Source organism: Seinonella peptonophila, assembly GCF_900129355.1.
GTDB lineage: Bacteria > Bacillota > Bacilli > Thermoactinomycetales > Thermoactinomycetaceae > Seinonella > Seinonella peptonophila.
Window position 1 is genome coordinate 167,872 of sequence record NZ_FQVL01000005.1, and the last position, 18,136, is coordinate 186,007.

An 18,136-nucleotide genomic window follows, 5' to 3' on the forward strand; every position below is an offset into this window, starting at 1 on the left:
CTACACCCCCTCGTCTAATGGTTGATAATCTTTACGAAGTGGATACCCTTCCCATTCATCTGGCATAAGAATGCGCTGTAAATTAGGATGACCTGTAAATTGAATCCCCAACAGATCATATATTTCTCGTTCATGCCAATTCGCAGCAGGCCAAATGTTAACCACAGAAGGTATTTCAGGCTGATCCCGGTCAACTTTCACATGAACGCAAATTTGATCATGATGTTCAAGAGAATAGAGATGATAGACAACTTCAAAATACGTTTGCTGATCAACACCAGCACAGTTTTGCAAATACGTATATTGCCAATTTGCTTCCTGCTTTAGTAAAGAAGCCAATTTTGCCCAATGATCGCGGTTTACTACCAATGTAAGTAGATGCTCACCATTTTGATTCACATATGATTCCTCAATTGCCTGTTCACCTAGCTTCTCTGTCACTTGCTGAACCAACTCAGCAAGTAATGGCTCTTTTGGCGATGGCTCAGGTGGTGGTGCCTCCTTTTTCACTCGCGGTCGCGGTCTGGCGGCAGGTCTTTGAACTGGTTTTTTCTCTTGATCTTCTTTTGATTGTGCAGTTTTCTCCTCCTTGTTATTTTCCTCTGTCATGTATGGGTCACCCGCTTTCCGTGTTTTGCTTCATAACGAATCTTTTCCTGCAACTTATGAATGCCATAGATCAATGCTGCTGGATTAGGGGGACAACCTGGAATATATACATCAACCGGTACAATTTGATCTACTCCTTTAATGACTGAGTACGACTTTACATAAGGGCCACCAGCCGTTGCACAAGAGCCCATCGCGATCACCCATTTTGGCTCTGGCATCTGGTCATACAGTCGACGGAGCAATGGGCCCATCTTCTTCGTTACGGTACCTGCTACGATCATCAGGTCGGATTGTCTAGGTGAAGCGCGGAAAATGACACCAAACCGATCTAGATCATAGTGTGAACCACCCGTTCCCATCATCTCGATTGCACAACAAGCTAGACCAAACGTTAATGGCCACATTGAGTTGCTACGCGCCCATGCTTTTACTTGATCAAGTGTTGTGGTTAAGACGTTGCGCTTAAATTCCTCTTCTTCCCAAGGTTGATACTGCTCTAGGTTCATTTCCATTCCAACACCTTCTTTTTCCAAGCGTAGACGAGACCCAATACCAAAAAGAAAAGAAACAGCACCATTTCACCAAGAATCATGAGCCCCATACTGCTTCGCAATGAATCGTAAACCACTGCCCAAGGATAGAGGAAAGCGGTTTCTACATCAAAGATGACAAAAAGCAATGCAAAGAGATAATAACGTACATGGAACTGAACCCAGCTTCCCTCTTGAGGTGCAAGCCCACTTTCATAGTTTAATCTCTTCTCGACAGAAGGAATATCTGGACGTAAAAAGCGGCTTAGTGTAAAAGCGGCGATTGGCAGTGCAAGTCCAAGCACAAGAAAGAGAGTGATTACGAGCAAATTATGATTCATTACCAACCCTCCTGATTCAATTCAAAAAATTGCCTCTTCTCTTTTGGCAATCATAAGATATTTGAAGGTTACTTCTTGTAGGTAAATAGTTCCTTCATGAATCGCAAAAAGTTCAATAAAATGTTAATCTCTTTATTTTTCGATTATACACTACCTATACCCTAAATTAACAAGAATCAATTCAGTTTTATACTGATAACTCGCAAATTTAACTTTTAAAGATAAAGAAAAACCCACTAAAGGATGGGTTTATAGGCGTTCTTATGTTTGTTGTTTTTTTAACGGTTCGACTCTCTTGTTTTCAATTTGAATTGGAAATTTGCTGGAGAGTTCTTTCCCCTGTGCCTTGGAGATTCCAATGCCCCAGATATAGTAATAAATAACAAAACAGAGCAATCCCCAAAAGATGATGAGTCCCGTGATGCGAAGAAAGTACTTCCAATCCCTCTTTGGCTCCACAAAGTTTTCCCCCTAACGATGAGAAAAACAAGTTTATACAATCTTGATTATCGCCAATCTTCGACTCGTATGATGTGACTGATTTGTACATCACAATCTCATCTTAGTTGATCAGTATGTAGCTATGTGAAGATGGATCCCCACATAGCTAAAAGGTTAATCTTTTTTATCATTCTTATCTTTTTTTCCATCTTCACCTACAGAGATATTTTTGGCAACTGAGCCAGCTTCATTGGCTCCTGATTGTCCCGCTACTTCACGAGTGACTCGTTCCACAATCTGTACAGTCTCTTCATTATTAAACTCTTGATCAATCATTTGCTGGAATTGCTGATTTACTTGAGCTTGAGTCGTTTTATTAACGGTTTGATTAAAGTTTTGTTGTTGCGTTTGGTTTGTGTTGGACAAGCCCCCAGCATTCACTGTATTATTCCCAGCACCTGTTACTTGCTGTGGGTTTACTTGTACATTGATCGGTTGTGAAGAATTGGGTATATGTCCTGAGCCGCCGCTTCCTCCTTCACGGATAATTTCTCTCGTATGTGTTCCACCGGAACTTGGCGATTGAATTATTCCGCTAGAAGAAGAACTGGATTGAGTAGGCATCTTCACATTTTGCGTTACGTGTGTAACATCGCCTGCTTTGTTGATGTGATTATGAATTTGCTGCGTTATATGTTGCTGTACATTTCCCGATGAAGGCGTATGAACGCCACCAGTTTGAATAGGCGTTGGGATTGACCCTCGAGAAACAATGCTATCGGATGTTGGTACATGCGATGATCCTGATCCTCCACTAAAATGAGTCGGTACACTATGTCCAGTACTTGGAGTCGACGTCACATGTTGCGTGGTTTGCTGAATATTGGTTCGAGAATTCGTTTCGTACTCGGTCTGAGGAGTACTCATATTCATTGCTGAGCCACCACTATAAGTTGCGTTTCCACTAGCAAATGTAGTTCCAACATCTGTTCGGGTTGATGGCGTACCATTACCCAACTCCCAGTCGGTATCGACTACACCTCGTCGTGATAAACGGGCAGACTCACCTGTCTGTTCATCTCCAGTAATTGGATTTCCTTTGTTGTCAACATCGAAGAGCGTTTCTTGTTGGTAACGCGTGCGTAGTGTTCTTAGACGCTCTTGATTTTCACCTTCTGGCATAGGTTGTTGTTGACCACCTTGCGGAGTAGGGTCTGGCGTAGGTCCTCTACGAGGTCCTCCACCACCTCCGCCTGAGTCGCCATTATCATCATTGCCACCATCATCAATTCCACCTTGAGGATATTGCTGATTGGGCGGAGGTTGAGGTACTTCACCAGGATTTTCCCTGTCAGAGTTCATTGGATCATCTGATTCACCGCTTCGTCTCTCTGCTGCACTCTCAGCGGCAGCACCAAGCATTTTTGACAACGGACCTGAACCAAATTGTTTTAAACCTTGAGCCAGCATGGGTGTTCCTGTTGCTACTCCGGCAGCCGCTGCCGCACCCAAAGCTGCTGTTTTCCCAGTTTCGATCAAAGTATCCTTGATCTGATAAGCTGTTTGTTTTCCTTTGTCGTACAATTGGTCTTCTACTGTCTTTAGCATATCCATTGATAATGCGGGGAACATTCCAAAAAAGGTTTTTCGTAAGGCAAAGAACGCCATCATCAAACAAATCTGACCAAAAATGGCTTCTAACCAGTTACTAGTTGCAGCATAGATGGCCTCTTGCATCAACAATAAAGCCACCAATAGCTGGGCAACCACAATCTTATATAAAGCAGCCCCTAACACGGCTCGCACCCAGCCCATAAGTGCTTGTCCACCATAATCAGGCACCATTGCGATCAAAAAGACCAAAGGTGAGACAATGGCTAGCAAAAACATCAAAATCTGTGCAATCACAACCGTTCCTGAAATCGCCAGTAAAAATGCGCCATATGCTGTCCCAATCGTAAAAGTGAGAAAGACAACGAAAAAGCGAAATGGAATTCCAGCGGGTGATTTGGAAACCAAGATCGGATCGCCTGCATGAATATCTGCCTTATCTCCAGGCGCAAGTTTGTTCCAACCTTCTCTTAAAAAGCCACCAATTTCCTTTAATTTATTTGCTACATCTTGAAGCTTTTCTGTTACTGGATTGGCATTAGCTGTTAACTGATCTTTAGTTTTATTGTATACCCAACTTTGATGGGGTCGTGCCCAATTTCCTTTTTGACTTTCAGGTGCATATTCACCAAATTCCGCAAACTGCCAAGGGATCAATAGGTTATATTCAAAGAAACGGTCGGAAATATTGAGAAAAGCATTTTTACCTGGATCACTACTATATGTTTTTAGTTTCCCAGTTGATGCACCAAATGTTCCATAAGCCTGAAGTACAATGTCGGAACCAGTCTTTCCTAATTGAATAAGTCCTGAGATAATCGGCTGCATATTAAACAAGATCGTTAGCGCGATGATTAAGTTGGCAATGACTTGCAACAGTTTCCCAGCTACATCTTCATTCCGTCCAAAAGAGAAAAGTAATGAAATGCCCAGGAAAAAGAGTGCGACTGTAAATAATTCACCGAAAAATAGCTTTTCAGTTAGTATCTTGACAAATTCCCCTACTGCGTCTGCAATCTTTTCAAACCCTGTATAATTAAAAGCCATCGAACTAATATAGATGACCAGCATGGCAGCACCTGCCATAAACTGCATACAGAGACTTAAAATTTGATTGATAACCGGTAAGAAAGCCAATGCCCCAATCGTACTAGAAAAAATATCAGTTGAAAATTTATAGCTCCACATCGGATAGCGTTTAAACAAAGGAGCATTTTGATCGGATCCAAATTTGATTCCAGCCATATCCCATGCATCGCCAGTAAATGGAAATAATGCGTTCCAAGGATTGATCGTTCCACTATCAGCGTAGATGTTACCAACTGGAACAAAAAAGGCCATTCCCACACATAGGATCATGATCAAAACAAGAACGCGCTTCCAGTTCCCCTTCAAGATGTTCACTCCTTTCAGTGCAAATGAAGACAGGTAGCAAGCAAAATTTACTTGCTACTCATCATCCATTACTGCTGTGCTTGTGCAGGGGGCTTGATCTGCGGCTGTGATTGCATGGAAGGTCCTCCGATTTGTCCTGGCACTTGTTGCCCCTGTAGCTTTGCAATCTCTTCCTGTGTACGCATAGTTCGGAAGTGACCAAATTTTTCTTCGCGAATTCTTAAAATTTCAGGGTCTGAAGTATTAAAGCAACGATAGAGAGCAGGATCAACTTGCTGGAGATTAAATCGAACTAAACCAACGTTACCATTGAAGTCTCTCATCATAAATGAGCCAGAACCCATTACCGTACGATCCCTCAGCAGCTCTACATTTGACTTCACTGCTGGAATCCCAAGTAAATCACAACCCTTAATCGCTTCTGCACGGTCATCAAGACGATATAAAAATCGGTTGGTAACGTTACTCCGTACCTCACCGCCACCATCTTCCTCACTACTATCTTCATCTAAGTTCAGGTCACGGGCATTATGCAGACAGAGGATGACATTATTACGCTTTGAACGTCCTGTCCGCAATAAGATCCGTAACATGGAGGCACCTTCTTTATCATCCGTGATAAAGTACGCTTCATCGATAAAAACAGTTCGATAACCAATTTCCTCATCAGCGAATTCACGTGCTAGATCAAGCACCGCCATAAAGACCACTTTACGAATCCGAGTATCTGTACTCTCATCTTGGTTTGTCCCTGACAATAAACCTTGAACTTGTAAGATGGTTAATTGTTTGGATAGATCGACTGGTTGGTTGGTTCCATCATTAAATAGAAGTCTTGATAATCCTGAGCGTGAACGCATCTTCAGGGTAGAGTGAATATCAGCAGCAGCATAATCGATTTTATCTTTTAATGAAGGATGGAAGTCCCATCGTGCTCTACCTTCTAAGTAATCATGCATCTTTTCTACTACACGCATCATATTAGGCTGAATTCGATTGCTTTCTTCCACAACTTCATTCACTACATGATCGATCACTTTCTCATATATGCTATCATTTCGACGGTTCGCCATGTAGTTAATAATCTCTTTTGCTGAAGCAATTGCAGTGGTGTCTGTAATCTGATTTCTCACACGAGCAAGTGGATCTAATTTCCCTTGGTCATCAATTGATTCCTTTAGCGTCACCACATTGGTAACAGGGTGCAGATAAGGTAGTTCATAAGGCCAATGCCAACGCTCATTCTTCGGATCGAATATTAGAGCCTTTGCTCCACGCATGAGTTCCTGGTGAACAATATAATTTCCTAGAACGGATTTACCACCACCGGGCGCTCCTTGAATCAAACAAGAACCTGTGGAGGCTCGTCTCGAATCTTCAGAACCTCGTCTTGGATTAAGCAAGACTGGATAGAGCTCTTGCAAACCTGTATATCCAATTAAAAATCCATATGGATCACCTAGTTTAGTTGATGCAATCGGCATGGTTGCTGCTAGCCACTCTGTGGTTAAACGCAGGAAATATTGATAACCCGTCTTCTTTGGAAAACCGGGTAATGTATTATAAAATAATTGTTTTTGTTGTAGGACAGGAACTTGTAATTCGTAGTTGCGAAGTGCTTTTGAAATTTCTTCCCTATTCGATACGACTTGCTCTGGCGTTTCACCCCAAGTACAGATCGTAATCGTCGTCTTAAACATCGGATGTTCCGTTTCATCCAGATACTCCTGTAATGCCCTTGATTCGCCAAGTACTTCCCGTGTCTTCTTCGAAACCTCTTGCTTTCGCTGCATCTCTTTTCCAGCTTTTCCACGTGAGAGATAGCGACTTGTGTTTAGCTTCCATCGAACATCCTCTGGACTAATCGGTTGAAACTGAACACATACTTCAACAGGACAAGGAACAAGCTCTTGGATCACCTTAAAGATCGTCGTATCACCTGGATAGGTGCCCATTCCTTTCGGCAAACGGGAGACGCACATAAATGAAAAGTATCCACTCTTCACTCCCTCAGGAAACCCTTTTTCAAACCGCAACATGCCAGGAACCGCTTTTTTATCCAGCGCAACATCGGTAAATGCTTTCATCACTTCAACAGGGGAAGCCGATAACAGCTCGCCAGAATCCTCAATATAATCTTCATTCGATAAACGTGCTGGGTCGATTCCACGCATTGCACAACGACTGACTAACCAATCTACTTCGATCTGCCTCAATCGACGCAGGCTGATAAAACGATTAAAGAAGGTGAAAACTTGTTCTTCTTTCTCCTTAAATCCTTCCCATTCACTTTTAGCTAGAGTAAATGGTTCACCACCCAGCGCATGCTGTGTTTTCTTAGATAAGTCGCGGAAAGTCTCCGCAATCGTTTTCGCTATTTCTTTAAAAGCAGAGCCTGATTCTTGTTCTACAAATATAATCATATACATTCGATATTTATAGGGAATTTGTCTGATATGCGCGGCCATTCGTTGAACGCCATGAAGAAAGCTTTCTTGCAGCACTTCAGGAGTTTTTGCTCCCTTCATCAAGTCATCAACGGGATCATATGGGGTGGGGGCCATTAGAAACATGCCTGAGTAATACATTTTTGAAATGGCTTGTTGAAATTGAGAGAGGAATAATTGATAGTCATCCATCTTCTTAAAATCGAAATGAATCGGTTCTAGTTCATAACAGGCTGCAGCATGGTATCTTCCGGCTTTGGTAACAATCAAGTTGTCCCTTTTCAACACAAGAGGGCTTTCAAGTTTTGCCATCGCTAATCCTCCTCTCCTCTCAAGTTGGCCTGCACCTGTTCCAAAACATTACCTTCGTCAAAAGGTGTAAAACGATCACGAGACAGCTTCTCCATGGTTAAGATGATAATCCATCGCCAAAATCCGACGCCATCTCGCTTTGTTAATTTGATAATAGCAAATGGTGCTGCAACAGGAAAGATGACATATTGAACAATATAAAATTGTTGATCCCATAGCCACTGATAAAACGTTTGCACAATGGGGATATAACCGAGCAGCAACATGACCAGCTCAATCGCTAAAGTTAGAGAAAGCCAGTCAATGATAAATGACTTGGCTGATTCTCCCAGAAATTGAAGGTCAAATGCATTATTATATGAGCGAATCTGCAATGGCTGCATATCGGATTCATACTCTTGTTTTGCCATTATGCATTCCCTCCAACGACTCGATTATTTTTGCTAAAATTTGCCTTGGAACGTTTTCTGTGTCAACTCTTTGATGATATTCATGATCATATTACGGAAATCTTCTTCTGTAACAAAGGCTAAGGTGACACCACCAAGAACAATACGGGTGACAGATGCCCAGACATCTCCTTCTTGCGCTGCTTTGATAGCCGTCCAACCGATAAAACCAATTCCTACGATCCGTAACCCCATAATCATTGCACCCATAAATCCCGTACTTTCATCTAATAACATCATCGCATAATTCATAATGGTTGCCATCATTGACATGCTAAGCACCTCCATCTGTTTTCGATACATATAGCGGTATATAAGGTTCTGTCTTCTCTATATACCACCGATTACTATTTTTAGTCATGTAAATTTTAAATGATTGTAACATTTGCATCCCATCAACTTTTGCATCTACAGATGCTTCTATCATTACTTTATTGGGATTATCTTTTTGTACTTCATATAATTTCGTGTCTCTGATTTGAACCAATTGCCCTGTTTTTAAGGTGTTTCGTGGTTTTTGGTCAGCAAAATAAACACCGATTTTCTCTGGTGCCCCCCCATAAAACTCTGTTAAAAAGAGCTGAACATTTTTATTAATTGCTTCAGAGTCAGGTTGTGAAACATGCGCTTCTGTTTTTGAGGTAGCTTGATAGCTAGCTTTACCTGGGAATGGTAAGTAGATGGGTATACCTGTTACCCCATACTTTCCTCCTGGTTCCCGTGTTAAAGGAACGTAAAGATAAACAGAACGAGCCTGATCTTGTGCAGTTGCTTTTACCCCAGCTTGAATGACTATTTGTATCTCCTTATCTGATTTGACATTTACATCCCAAACCAGGTTCCAGTCTACAATTTGGCGTTTTAAAGTTGCTACATTTTCTGGAAATTGATAGCCAACCGCAAGATATTTAGACGCCATGGGTAGATCACCTGAAATCCAATGAAAGGCAAAGTTATTTGCATATGTGCCTGCACCTTGAAAATCAAAGGGAGCGATGTTGGAATTCGTCGTCGTCTCAGTCTTTTGATTGGAAGTCTCAGGAGGGAAAATTTCAGGCAAGACTGCTAACCGATAAGCGACAAAGACCAATGCCGCAGAAATTAGCAACAATGCCCCATTAACATACAATTTAATAAGTGCATTTTTCGCTTTTTTCTTTTTGCCAACAACAGGTTGGACAATTCCGCTGCTAAGTGCTTTGGGCTCTTCTAATCGCTTTTGTTCACCTTGCGTTCGAAAAGCTTCTAGTAAATTTGTGTTTCGATCGACCATCGTTGCACCTGCCTTTCAATCAAGAAGCAACTCAATAAGGAAAGGGGATAGGTGATCACCTCTATCCCCAAGTGTTGTGACGAGCTGTGAAGGAAGGTTGTTAGACCATACCTCGCAAAAGGCGCGATTTTGTGACCACTAGAAGGCGTTATCGCGGAACGGCACGCAACACCAGTGGAACCTTTTACACAACTCCCTGGTCTGGGGATGTCCGTTCTCAATTTAAAAATACAGCCTCACCTTATCTATGAAGAAATCATGACGACTTCTTCTTTTATTCGTAGCCCTCCATTGGGGCTAAATCTTTTCAGATTTGATTAATTCAGCTTGTATCACATAGCGTTGGGGAGCTGAACCGATCCAATTGAATGGATAACAGGTTGTCAATGTGAGGATTTGTTTTCCATGGTGAGAAACAATGACCGTTCTGTCATCATCATCAACAATCCAAGGCTTTTTATTAATACGATAGGTAAAGATACCTGCGGATGTTTTAACGATTAACTGATGACCTTGCTTTAATTTCCAAGCACTGCGGAATACAGTATCTCGATGTCCGCTAAGAACGGAATTATCATTTTCACCCGGTAACACACTACCTGAAAAATGACCAACGCCTTTTTCAAGCTGATCAGGATCTGTCCCTTCAACAATTGGCAACACTGCCTGAAAATCAGGTACAGATATAATCAGCTTTCCAAACTCCTCATCTGTCTTTGGTCTAACTCTATAGTCAGCGATAAAAGTTGTTTTTTGTTTGATATGTTTCTTCGTTTTTAATTCTTTTTCAACTGATGATTTGCTGTAGTCGCCAATCCAAAATTGAGGGAGATAATCATAAACAGAGTAAGCAATCATTGCTAGCCCAATTAGAACCAAGCATAATGATAACTTATTTCTCATGCGTTTCCACTACTTCTTCTTCTTACCTCGAAGGATTGCGCCCAGCGTTGTTAAACCAAGACCCATTACACCAACAAAAGGAATGGGTAAAGCTGTTTTCGGTAATTTCTCACCATTTTTTGTTTTTGGTTCTTCTTTCGTAGTTGTCTCTGGAGTTGTCGTTGTATCTGGAGTTGTGGTTGTTGAATTTTCATTATTTAAAGCAACTTGTTGTACATTGTCGCCATCTCCATTCCAACCTCCATCCCAACCATTGTCGCCAGGGGTTTGTCCGTTACCTGGATCTTGTCCATGACCAGGTTGGTTGTCTCCACCAGGTTGGTTGTCTCCACCAGGTTGGTTGTCTCCACCGGGTTGGTTATCTCCACCAGGTTGGTTGTCTCCACCGGGTTTGTTGTCTCCGCCTGGTTGATCATCTCCACCAGCTTTGTCTCCGCCTGGTTGATCATCTCCACCAGCTTTGTCTCCGCCTGGTTGATCATCTCCACCAGCTTTGTCTCCGCCTGGTTGATCATCTCCACCAGCTTTGTCTCCGCCTGGTTGATCATCTCCACCAGCTTTGTCTCCGCCTGGTTGATCATCTCCACCAGCTTTGTCTCCGCCGGGTTGATCATCTCCACCAGCTTTGTCTCCACCGGGTTGATCATCTCCACCAGCTTTGTCTCCGCCTGGTTGATCATCTCCACCAGCTTTGTCTCCGCCTGGCTTATCGTCTCCACCAGCTTGACTGTCATCACCAGGATCTCCACCAGCTTTGTCTCCGCCTGGTTGATCATCTCCACCAGCTTTGTCTCCACCGGGTTTATCGTCTCCACCAGGTTGACTGTCATCACCAGGATCTCCTGGTCCGTTACCATCCGGTAACTTAATCTTGATTTTGGTAGATGCATTTACTGACTTAGCAACGGTGTGTGATTTACTCGTTTCACCAAACTTTAAGTTTAGTTTACTATCAGCTGAAACAACTGCGGGATGGACTGCAAAAATAGAAAGACATAGAACAATTGCACCAGATGCTAATTTTCTTTTGTTCAAATCTAATCCCCCTTAACTACTTTCTCCCTTCCTTCACAGCTGTCAAATTCTTAAAAAGAGTAGGCCTGTGTCATGAAGTCGACGAATTGATTCCCAATATATAATCATTTATATAAAATAGGGAATCATTTTCCGTCTCTGTACTTGATCAACTGAGGTCGATTTTTACACCTGCTGATTATTTGGAAAAATATAACCAAACAAGTCTTTTTTGAATGGATCTCTACACAACTTGCTCCATTCACCAAAATTGATGGTTTCCATGTAGAATAAGACTCTTCCTATTATTTCCAATCATTAAGCTGCCCTAGAATTGGAAAGTATTTTCTATATACATAGTAGTGTCGCAATTCTACACTGTCAACCAATTTTTTTTACTTATTTGGTAGTATTTAACCATAAATAACAAATGTAATAATCGATTTACTCAGTTCAAAAAAAACAGAGCCCTAGTACTCTTCTCCACATTATAATATAAAAATATGTTTAACATATTATAAAATATACTTACAGTTATATTTTTTATGTTTAATACTTCCAGAATGGTCTGACTTTAGTCTGCAATTGTCCTCACCATAAAAAAAAGAGGGTATATGCCCTCTTAGACTAAAAACAAAGGTAGTTCCATCAATATTTCGCGCTTCGCCTTCATTTCAGGATGCGTTGATGTCTTCAAGACGCGCATCTGCTCGCTCAGGGCATCAACCCGGCTATCGTGTCATAGTGAGGCTTGCAGCCTTAGCTGCATAGCAAAAATTTTGCACGGCGTGTACAGACAGTACTACCAGCCTATTCTTCGCTACACTTAACAAGGCTTTGTAGGCCTAGTAAAATGCGGGTGAAGGAGCCGTTTTCCACCCGCCTCGAAATATTGACTCCGCGATTTCTTATTCTTCTACCTAAATGCTATGACATCTTTTATAAACTAAATTATTCTTCTCTACGTATTACGACTTCCAATTCGCAACCTCAATTCGGACATTAGCACGATCTAAAGCAACTTTTGCCCGAACCAGATCATCTTCGCTTATGCTCTTTTGTTCGATTCGTTCTTCTGCCCTTTTCTTAGCTGCGACTGCTCGGTCAAGGTCAATCTCATCAGGTAGCTCAGCAGACTCAGCCAAGATGGTGATATGATCAGGGCGTACTTCGATAAAACCACCACCAACAGCAACACGTTGCTCACCTTTGGGGGTTTTAATTTGAACAGCCGTCACCTTCAGCGGACTGACGAGTGGAGCATGCTGAGGTAAAATTCCGATGTCTCCCTCAGCTGCACGAGCAATCACCATCGTAACTTGCTCACTATAAACTCTCCGCTCTGGTGTCACAATATCTAACTGCATGTAAACACCATCCTTTGGTTGGCCTTGATAAAGGGATATCCTTTTCACTACAAGAGCAGGGCACAATTGACCCATCTATGTTAAAATACTCAGTTCGTCCCCGCTCATCTTAATTATTGTACTTAGCCAACCAGATTTTTCGCTTTTTCACGTGCATCATCGATGGTTCCTACCATATAGAAAGCATCTTCAGGTAGATCATCATGTTTACCTTCCAAAATCTCTTTGAAGCTACGTACCGTTTCCTTAACAGGTACATACACACCAGGCTGCCCGGTAAATTGTTCAGCAACATTCATTGGCTGTGCAAGGAATTTTTCAATCCGACGTGCCCGTGCAACCAATTCTTTATCCTCTTCAGATAGCTCATCCATACCCAGCATGGCAATAATATCTTGCAACTCTTGATAACGCTGGAGGATGCTTTGTACACTTCGTGCAACATGGTAATGCTCTTCACCCACAATTGCAGGAGAAAGGATACGTGATGTTGATGCAAGCGGATCAACAGCAGGATAAATTCCTTTTTGTGTCAGACGACGTTCCAAGTTCGTCGTTGCATCTAAGTGAGCAAAGGTAGTTGCTGGAGCTGGGTCAGTATAGTCATCAGCAGGCACATAGATCGCTTGAATCGAGGTAATAGATCCATTCTTCGTTGAAGTGATTCGCTCCTGTAATTGACCCATTTCAGTGGCTAACGTAGGTTGATAACCAACGGCTGAAGGCATACGACCTAGTAACGCAGACACTTCAGAACCTGCTTGGGTAAAACGGAAAATATTATCGATAAATAAAAGTACATCCTGCCCTTCAGAGTCGCGGAAATGCTCTGCCATGGTCAAGCCGGATAGAGCGACTCGCATCCGGGCACCAGGTGGTTCGTTCATCTGTCCAAAAACCATTGCTGTCTTTGGCAAAACACCAGCATCCTTCATTTCGCCATAGAGTCCATTCCCTTCACGGGTACGCTCTCCAACACCTGCGAAAACGGATAAACCACCATGTTCCGTAGCAATATTGTTAATCAATTCTTGAATCAAAACGGTCTTGCCGACCCCTGCTCCACCAAAGAGCCCAATCTTACCACCCTTTGCATAAGGTGCAAGCAGATCCACAACTTTAATTCCTGTTTCAAGCAATTCCTGCTCGTTAGATTGTTGTTCAAAAGTAGGCGGTTCACGATGAATCACATGAAATTGCTTTGCACCTACCTCACCTTGTTCATCAATTGGCTGTCCTAATACATTAAAGACACGTCCTAATATCTCACGTCCAACGGGAACAGAGATAGCTGCTCCTGTATCCACAGCCTCCATCCCTCTGACTAACCCATCGGTTGAGGCCATGGCGATTGTACGCACGGTGTGGTCACCTAAGTGTAGTGCCGCTTCCACCACGAGCTCAACTGTTTCTCCATCTTGTTCATAGTTGATCTTAATTGCGTTATTGATTGCCGGTAAATGCCCATGTTCAAAAGCGATATCGACAACCGGACCCATTACTTGAATCACTCGACCAGTACTCATATCTACCGTTACGAAAAAGCGTTTCCGTAACGCATACCCCCCTTTCGTCGTTTCCGTTACAGCGCGTTTGCTCCACCGACGATCTCGGCGATCTCTTGCGTAATCGCTGCTTGACGAGCTCGGTTATATTGAAGCGTCAGATTATCAATCATTTCTGTTGCATTATCCGTTGCATTTGTCATGGCAGCCATTCGCATCGCAAATTCACTTGCCTTCGCTTCTAGCAATGCACTGTAAATAAGTGTTTCGGCATACCTTGGCAAAATGACTTGTAAGACTTCTTCCTCTGAAGGCTCAAACTCAATCATCGTCGATAGTGCTGTCCCTTCCTGCGACTGAGCTAGCTCTTCGGCTGCAAGCGGAAGTAATCTCTTTTCCTCCGGATGCTGATTAACAGCACTCACAAACTTGTTATAGACAAGATATAACTCATCAAATCGCTCTTCCGCATAGAACTGAACAGCTTGTCTGGCGATTTCTTTAATCCCAGCAAATGTAGGTGAATCACCTAACCCTGTTACATAGTCAATGACAGGATATTTACGTCTCTGTAAATACTCCAGACCTTTACGGCCAATAACAAAGATTACATATTCATCATTGTTATCATGACGCTGATCCAAGGTTTGCGTTAACTTACGCAGTAGGTTACTGTTATAACCTCCTGCTAGTCCACGATCAGAGGTGATAACCAGATAGCCAGCTTTCCGAACAGGTCTTGAAGCGAGCATAGGATGGTTTACATTTGATGTTCCATTTGCCAGATGGACAATTACATCACGTAACTTCTCAGCGTAAGGTCTTGCTGCTTCTGCTTGTTGTTGGGCGCGCCTCAATTTGGAAGCGGCAACCATCTTCATCGCCTTCGTAATCTGACGGTTCTTATCAAACGAGCGAATCCGACGCTTAATCTCACGCATATTTTGTGCCATTGAATCGATTCACCGCCTTCCGTTCAATCTTTCGTTGATCAATCCTCATCTGAAACAATAAAGCCTTTTTTAAAGGTACTGATTGCTTCGACCAACTTCTGATCGTTCTCATCCGTCATAACCTTCTCTTCAATAATGCTCTTTAAGATTTCTGGATGTTCTGCATCGAGGAAGGCGAGGAATTCCTTTTCAAATCGACGTACATCAGCGACTGGTACATCATCTAAATGACCTTTTGTTACAAGATAGAGTGCAACAACTTGTTTATCAATCGGCAGTGGTTGATGCTCATCCTGTTTGAGAATCTCAATCGTACGTTCACCACGTTCTAGTTTTGCCACTGTTGCTTGATCTAAATCAGAACCAAACTGAGCAAATGCCTTCAGATCCATATACTGTGAATGATCAAGTAACAAAGTACCCGCTATTTTGTTCATTGCTTTAATCCGTGCATCTCCTCCTACTCGTGATACAGAAAAGCCTACGTCAACCGCTGGGCGAATCCCCGAGTTAAACAGATCCGAGTCAAGGAAGATTTGTCCATCAGTAATTGAGATCACGTTCGTAGAGATATAAGCAGAGATATCACCTGCTTGTGTCTCGATAAAGGGAAGAGCCGTTAATGAACCACCACCGCGCTCATCGCTCAACTTCGCAGCACGTTCTAAAAGGCGAGAATGAAGATAGAAGACATCCCCTGGATACGCTTCACGACCTGGAGGGCGACGAAGTAATAAGGAAAGTTCCCGATAAGCAACCGCCTGTTTTGATAAGTCATCATACACACAGAGTGCGTGCTTGCCGTTATACATAAAATATTCGCCCATTGCACAGCCGGCATATGGTGCGATAAATAAGAGAGGTGCTGGATCAGAAGCGCTTGCTGATACAACAATGGTATAATCTAAAGCCCCAAGACGACGCAGTTTTTCTACAACATTTGCAACGGTGGACTTTTTCTGTCCAATTGCTACATAGATACAAATCATATTTTGATCTTTTTGATTGATAATGGTGTCTAACGCGATTGTGGTCTTCCCTGTCTGACGGTCACCAATTACCAATTCGCGTTGACCCCGACCAATGGGCACCATAGAGTCAATCGCTTTAATTCCTGTTTGCATGGGTTCAAATACGGGTTGACGGTCAAAAACACCTGGTGCTGGTGCTTCGATTGGACGAAATTCTGTTGTCTCAATCGGTCCCTTTCCATCCAATGGTTGTCCTAGTGGGTTCACAACACGCCCGAGCAATGATTCACCAACAGGCACCTCCATCAAACGACCCGTTCTTTTGACTTGGTCACCCTCACGGATTCCAGTATAAGGACCTAGAATAATGACCCCCACATGGTTCTCCTCTAAGTTGAGTACCATACCCATGACGCCATTAGAGAATTCTAATAGCTCTCCTGCCATTGCATTCTTCAAACCATGAACTTGGGCAATTCCGTCCCCAACGACAATCACTGTACCCACATCAAGAACTTCTAGTTCAGTCTGATAGTTCTCGATCTGCTGTTTGATCAGTGAACTGATTTCTTCAGATTTGATGCTCATACTCGTTCATCACCTCAATCTTGTCATGATCTAACCTACATCAACACGTGAATGCTGTAATTGTTCTTGAAAACGCTTCAACTTCGTACGTAAGCTACCATCGTAAACACGGTCATCGATCTGGACGACAACACCGCCTAAAAGCTCTGAGTCTACACGTTTTGTAAGCAATAGTTTTTTATTGATTAACCCAACAAATACTTCGATCAGTTGCCTTTCTTCTTCTTCTGTCAAAGGAGTGGCTGATGTTACAATCGCCTCTACTTCGCCATGAGCTTCGAGCACAAACTGATGGAAATAAAGATAGATATCCTCTAAATGCTCAATTCGATGACGATCAATCAACAGAAAAAGCAAGTTCTGCGATAACGAATGTATTTGGGCAAAAGTTGTTTTGATAATCTCTTTTTTAGCTGTCACGTTAATGGAAGGGGCAATCAGCAGTTCAGCTAACTGAGGCTGTCTCTTCAATACGTCATTGATCAGCTTTAGATTACTTTCTAACTCTTCGATCAAGCTTTGTTCGGAGGCAATTTCGAAAAACGCTTTCGCATATCGATTTGCAACAGCTAGATCTCTCATTGTACACGTCCCACTTCTTCAAGGTAACGACCCACCAGCTTTGATTGCTGTTTGGAATCGATCTCTTGACCCAGTACTTTCCCAGCTAGATCAATACTAAGCAAGCCTACTTGGTCTCGAAGCTCACTGATCGCTTTCTCTTTCTCACGGATAATTTCTAATTTCGCCTCCTGAAGCATCCGCTCCGCACGATCTTTTGCTTGATTAATAATCACTTCTGCCTCTCGATCCTTCTGGACTTTGGCGCGTTCAATAATCTCTTTTGCTTCGATTCGCGCTTCATGCAAGGCAGTTTTCTGTTCTTCTACTAGTTTCTCCATTTGCTCACGGTTCTCTTCAACTGAACGAATTTGTGCCTGAATATGATCTTGACGATGTTTCATCATTCCCAAAACAGGACGCAATCCAAAGCGAGATACGAGGAGCATCAAGACAACAAAAGCAATGATTTGAAACAGCATCGTACCGATTTCTAGTTTCAACATCCGGGTTCACTCCTTTCCGATGGTTGAACATAACTGTCCATTCGTCGGCTGTCATACGCTGGTATGCAAACGCCCATCGGACGGGGAAAACATAGTGGACTTCCCACCCCGCCCTATTCTCTTCTTAGACTCCCAAAACTTTCATGATACCGAAAGCAACTGCGATAATCGGAACAACCTCTACCAACGCTACACCTAAAATAGCTTGAACAAAAAGTGTACTCCGTGCTTCAGGTTGACGTGCAACACCTTCTACAAAACGGCTGATTACCAAACCGTTACCAATACCACCACCAATTGCAGCAAATGCGATCATCAATGCACCAGCAAGAACATCTAAACTCATCTTTTATTTCC

General features: G+C 42.6%; 18 protein-coding genes. All 18 read right to left on the reverse strand.

Annotated features, from left to right (window positions below):
- Nucleotides 1-609, reverse strand: coding sequence for an NADH-quinone oxidoreductase subunit C (locus tag BUB71_RS10420; protein WP_084731417.1), 609 nt, complete (start codon nt 607-609; stop codon nt 1-3).
- A complete protein-coding gene (locus BUB71_RS10425) occupies nt 606-1,124 on the reverse strand; it encodes a NuoB/complex I 20 kDa subunit family protein (RefSeq protein WP_073154780.1) in 519 nt (172 codons plus the stop codon). The genes BUB71_RS10420 and BUB71_RS10425 overlap by 4 nt, the downstream gene beginning before the upstream one ends.
- Nucleotides 1,115-1,483 (reverse strand): NADH-quinone oxidoreductase subunit A, encoded by a 369-nt coding sequence (ndhC, locus tag BUB71_RS10430; protein ID WP_073154781.1) that lies wholly within the window; start codon nt 1,481-1,483, stop codon nt 1,115-1,117. Before ndhC ends, BUB71_RS10425 begins: the two co-directional genes overlap by 10 nt.
- Nucleotides 1,484-1,744: 261 nt before the next feature.
- On the reverse strand, nt 1,745-1,942 hold the full coding sequence (locus BUB71_RS10435; protein ID WP_073154782.1) for a hypothetical protein: 198 nt from the start codon (nt 1,940-1,942) through the stop codon (nt 1,745-1,747).
- Between the two features lie 156 nt (nt 1,943-2,098).
- Complete coding sequence (locus BUB71_RS10440; protein ID WP_073154783.1) at nt 2,099-4,930, reverse strand: hypothetical protein; 2,832 nt, start codon at nt 4,928-4,930, stop codon at nt 2,099-2,101.
- Between the two features lie 68 nt (nt 4,931-4,998).
- A complete protein-coding gene (locus BUB71_RS10445; RefSeq protein ID WP_073154784.1) occupies nt 4,999-7,689 on the reverse strand; it encodes a VirB4 family type IV secretion system protein in 2,691 nt (896 codons plus the stop codon).
- Nucleotides 7,690-7,691: 2 nt separating this feature from the next.
- Complete coding sequence (locus BUB71_RS10450; protein WP_073154785.1) at nt 7,692-8,099, reverse strand: hypothetical protein; 408 nt, start codon at nt 8,097-8,099, stop codon at nt 7,692-7,694.
- Nucleotides 8,100-8,132: 33 nt separating this feature from the next.
- Nucleotides 8,133-8,411, reverse strand: a complete 279-nt coding sequence (locus BUB71_RS10455) for a hypothetical protein (RefSeq protein WP_073154786.1) — start codon at nt 8,409-8,411, stop codon at nt 8,133-8,135.
- A 1-nt stretch (nt 8,412) separates the two neighbouring features.
- Nucleotides 8,413-9,411 carry a conjugal transfer protein gene (locus BUB71_RS10460; RefSeq protein ID WP_073154787.1) on the reverse strand — a complete coding sequence of 333 codons (999 nt, stop codon included), beginning with the start codon at nt 9,409-9,411 and terminating at the stop codon, nt 8,413-8,415.
- A 297-nt stretch (nt 9,412-9,708) separates the two neighbouring features.
- On the reverse strand, nt 9,709-10,314 hold the full coding sequence (locus BUB71_RS10465) for a class D sortase (protein ID WP_073154788.1): 606 nt from the start codon (nt 10,312-10,314) through the stop codon (nt 9,709-9,711).
- A 9-nt stretch (nt 10,315-10,323) separates the two neighbouring features.
- Nucleotides 10,324-11,349, reverse strand: a complete 1,026-nt coding sequence (locus tag BUB71_RS10470) for a hypothetical protein (RefSeq protein WP_073154789.1) — start codon at nt 11,347-11,349, stop codon at nt 10,324-10,326.
- A 947-nt stretch (nt 11,350-12,296) separates the two neighbouring features.
- On the reverse strand, nt 12,297-12,695 hold the full coding sequence (locus tag BUB71_RS10475; RefSeq protein ID WP_073154790.1) for a F0F1 ATP synthase subunit epsilon: 399 nt from the start codon (nt 12,693-12,695) through the stop codon (nt 12,297-12,299).
- A 122-nt stretch (nt 12,696-12,817) separates the two neighbouring features.
- Nucleotides 12,818-14,221, reverse strand: a complete 1,404-nt coding sequence (atpD, locus tag BUB71_RS10480; protein WP_073154791.1) for a F0F1 ATP synthase subunit beta — start codon at nt 14,219-14,221, stop codon at nt 12,818-12,820.
- Between the two features lie 56 nt (nt 14,222-14,277).
- Entirely contained in the window at nt 14,278-15,153 is an 876-nt protein-coding gene (gene atpG, locus BUB71_RS10485) for an ATP synthase F1 subunit gamma (RefSeq protein ID WP_073154792.1), read from the reverse strand.
- Between the two features lie 38 nt (nt 15,154-15,191).
- A complete protein-coding gene (gene atpA / locus BUB71_RS10490) occupies nt 15,192-16,712 on the reverse strand; it encodes a F0F1 ATP synthase subunit alpha (protein ID WP_073154793.1) in 1,521 nt (506 codons plus the stop codon).
- 30 nt (nt 16,713-16,742) lie between these two features.
- On the reverse strand, nt 16,743-17,294 hold the full coding sequence (locus tag BUB71_RS10495) for a F0F1 ATP synthase subunit delta (protein WP_073154794.1): 552 nt from the start codon (nt 17,292-17,294) through the stop codon (nt 16,743-16,745).
- Nucleotides 17,291-17,779 carry a F0F1 ATP synthase subunit B gene (gene atpF, locus BUB71_RS10500; protein ID WP_073154795.1) on the reverse strand — a complete coding sequence of 163 codons (489 nt, stop codon included), beginning with the start codon at nt 17,777-17,779 and terminating at the stop codon, nt 17,291-17,293. The genes BUB71_RS10495 and atpF overlap by 4 nt, the downstream gene beginning before the upstream one ends.
- A gap of 124 nt (nt 17,780-17,903) precedes the next feature.
- Nucleotides 17,904-18,125, reverse strand: coding sequence for a F0F1 ATP synthase subunit C (gene atpE / locus BUB71_RS10505; protein ID WP_073154796.1), 222 nt, complete (start codon nt 18,123-18,125; stop codon nt 17,904-17,906).
- Nucleotides 18,126-18,136 lie beyond the last annotated feature (11 nt).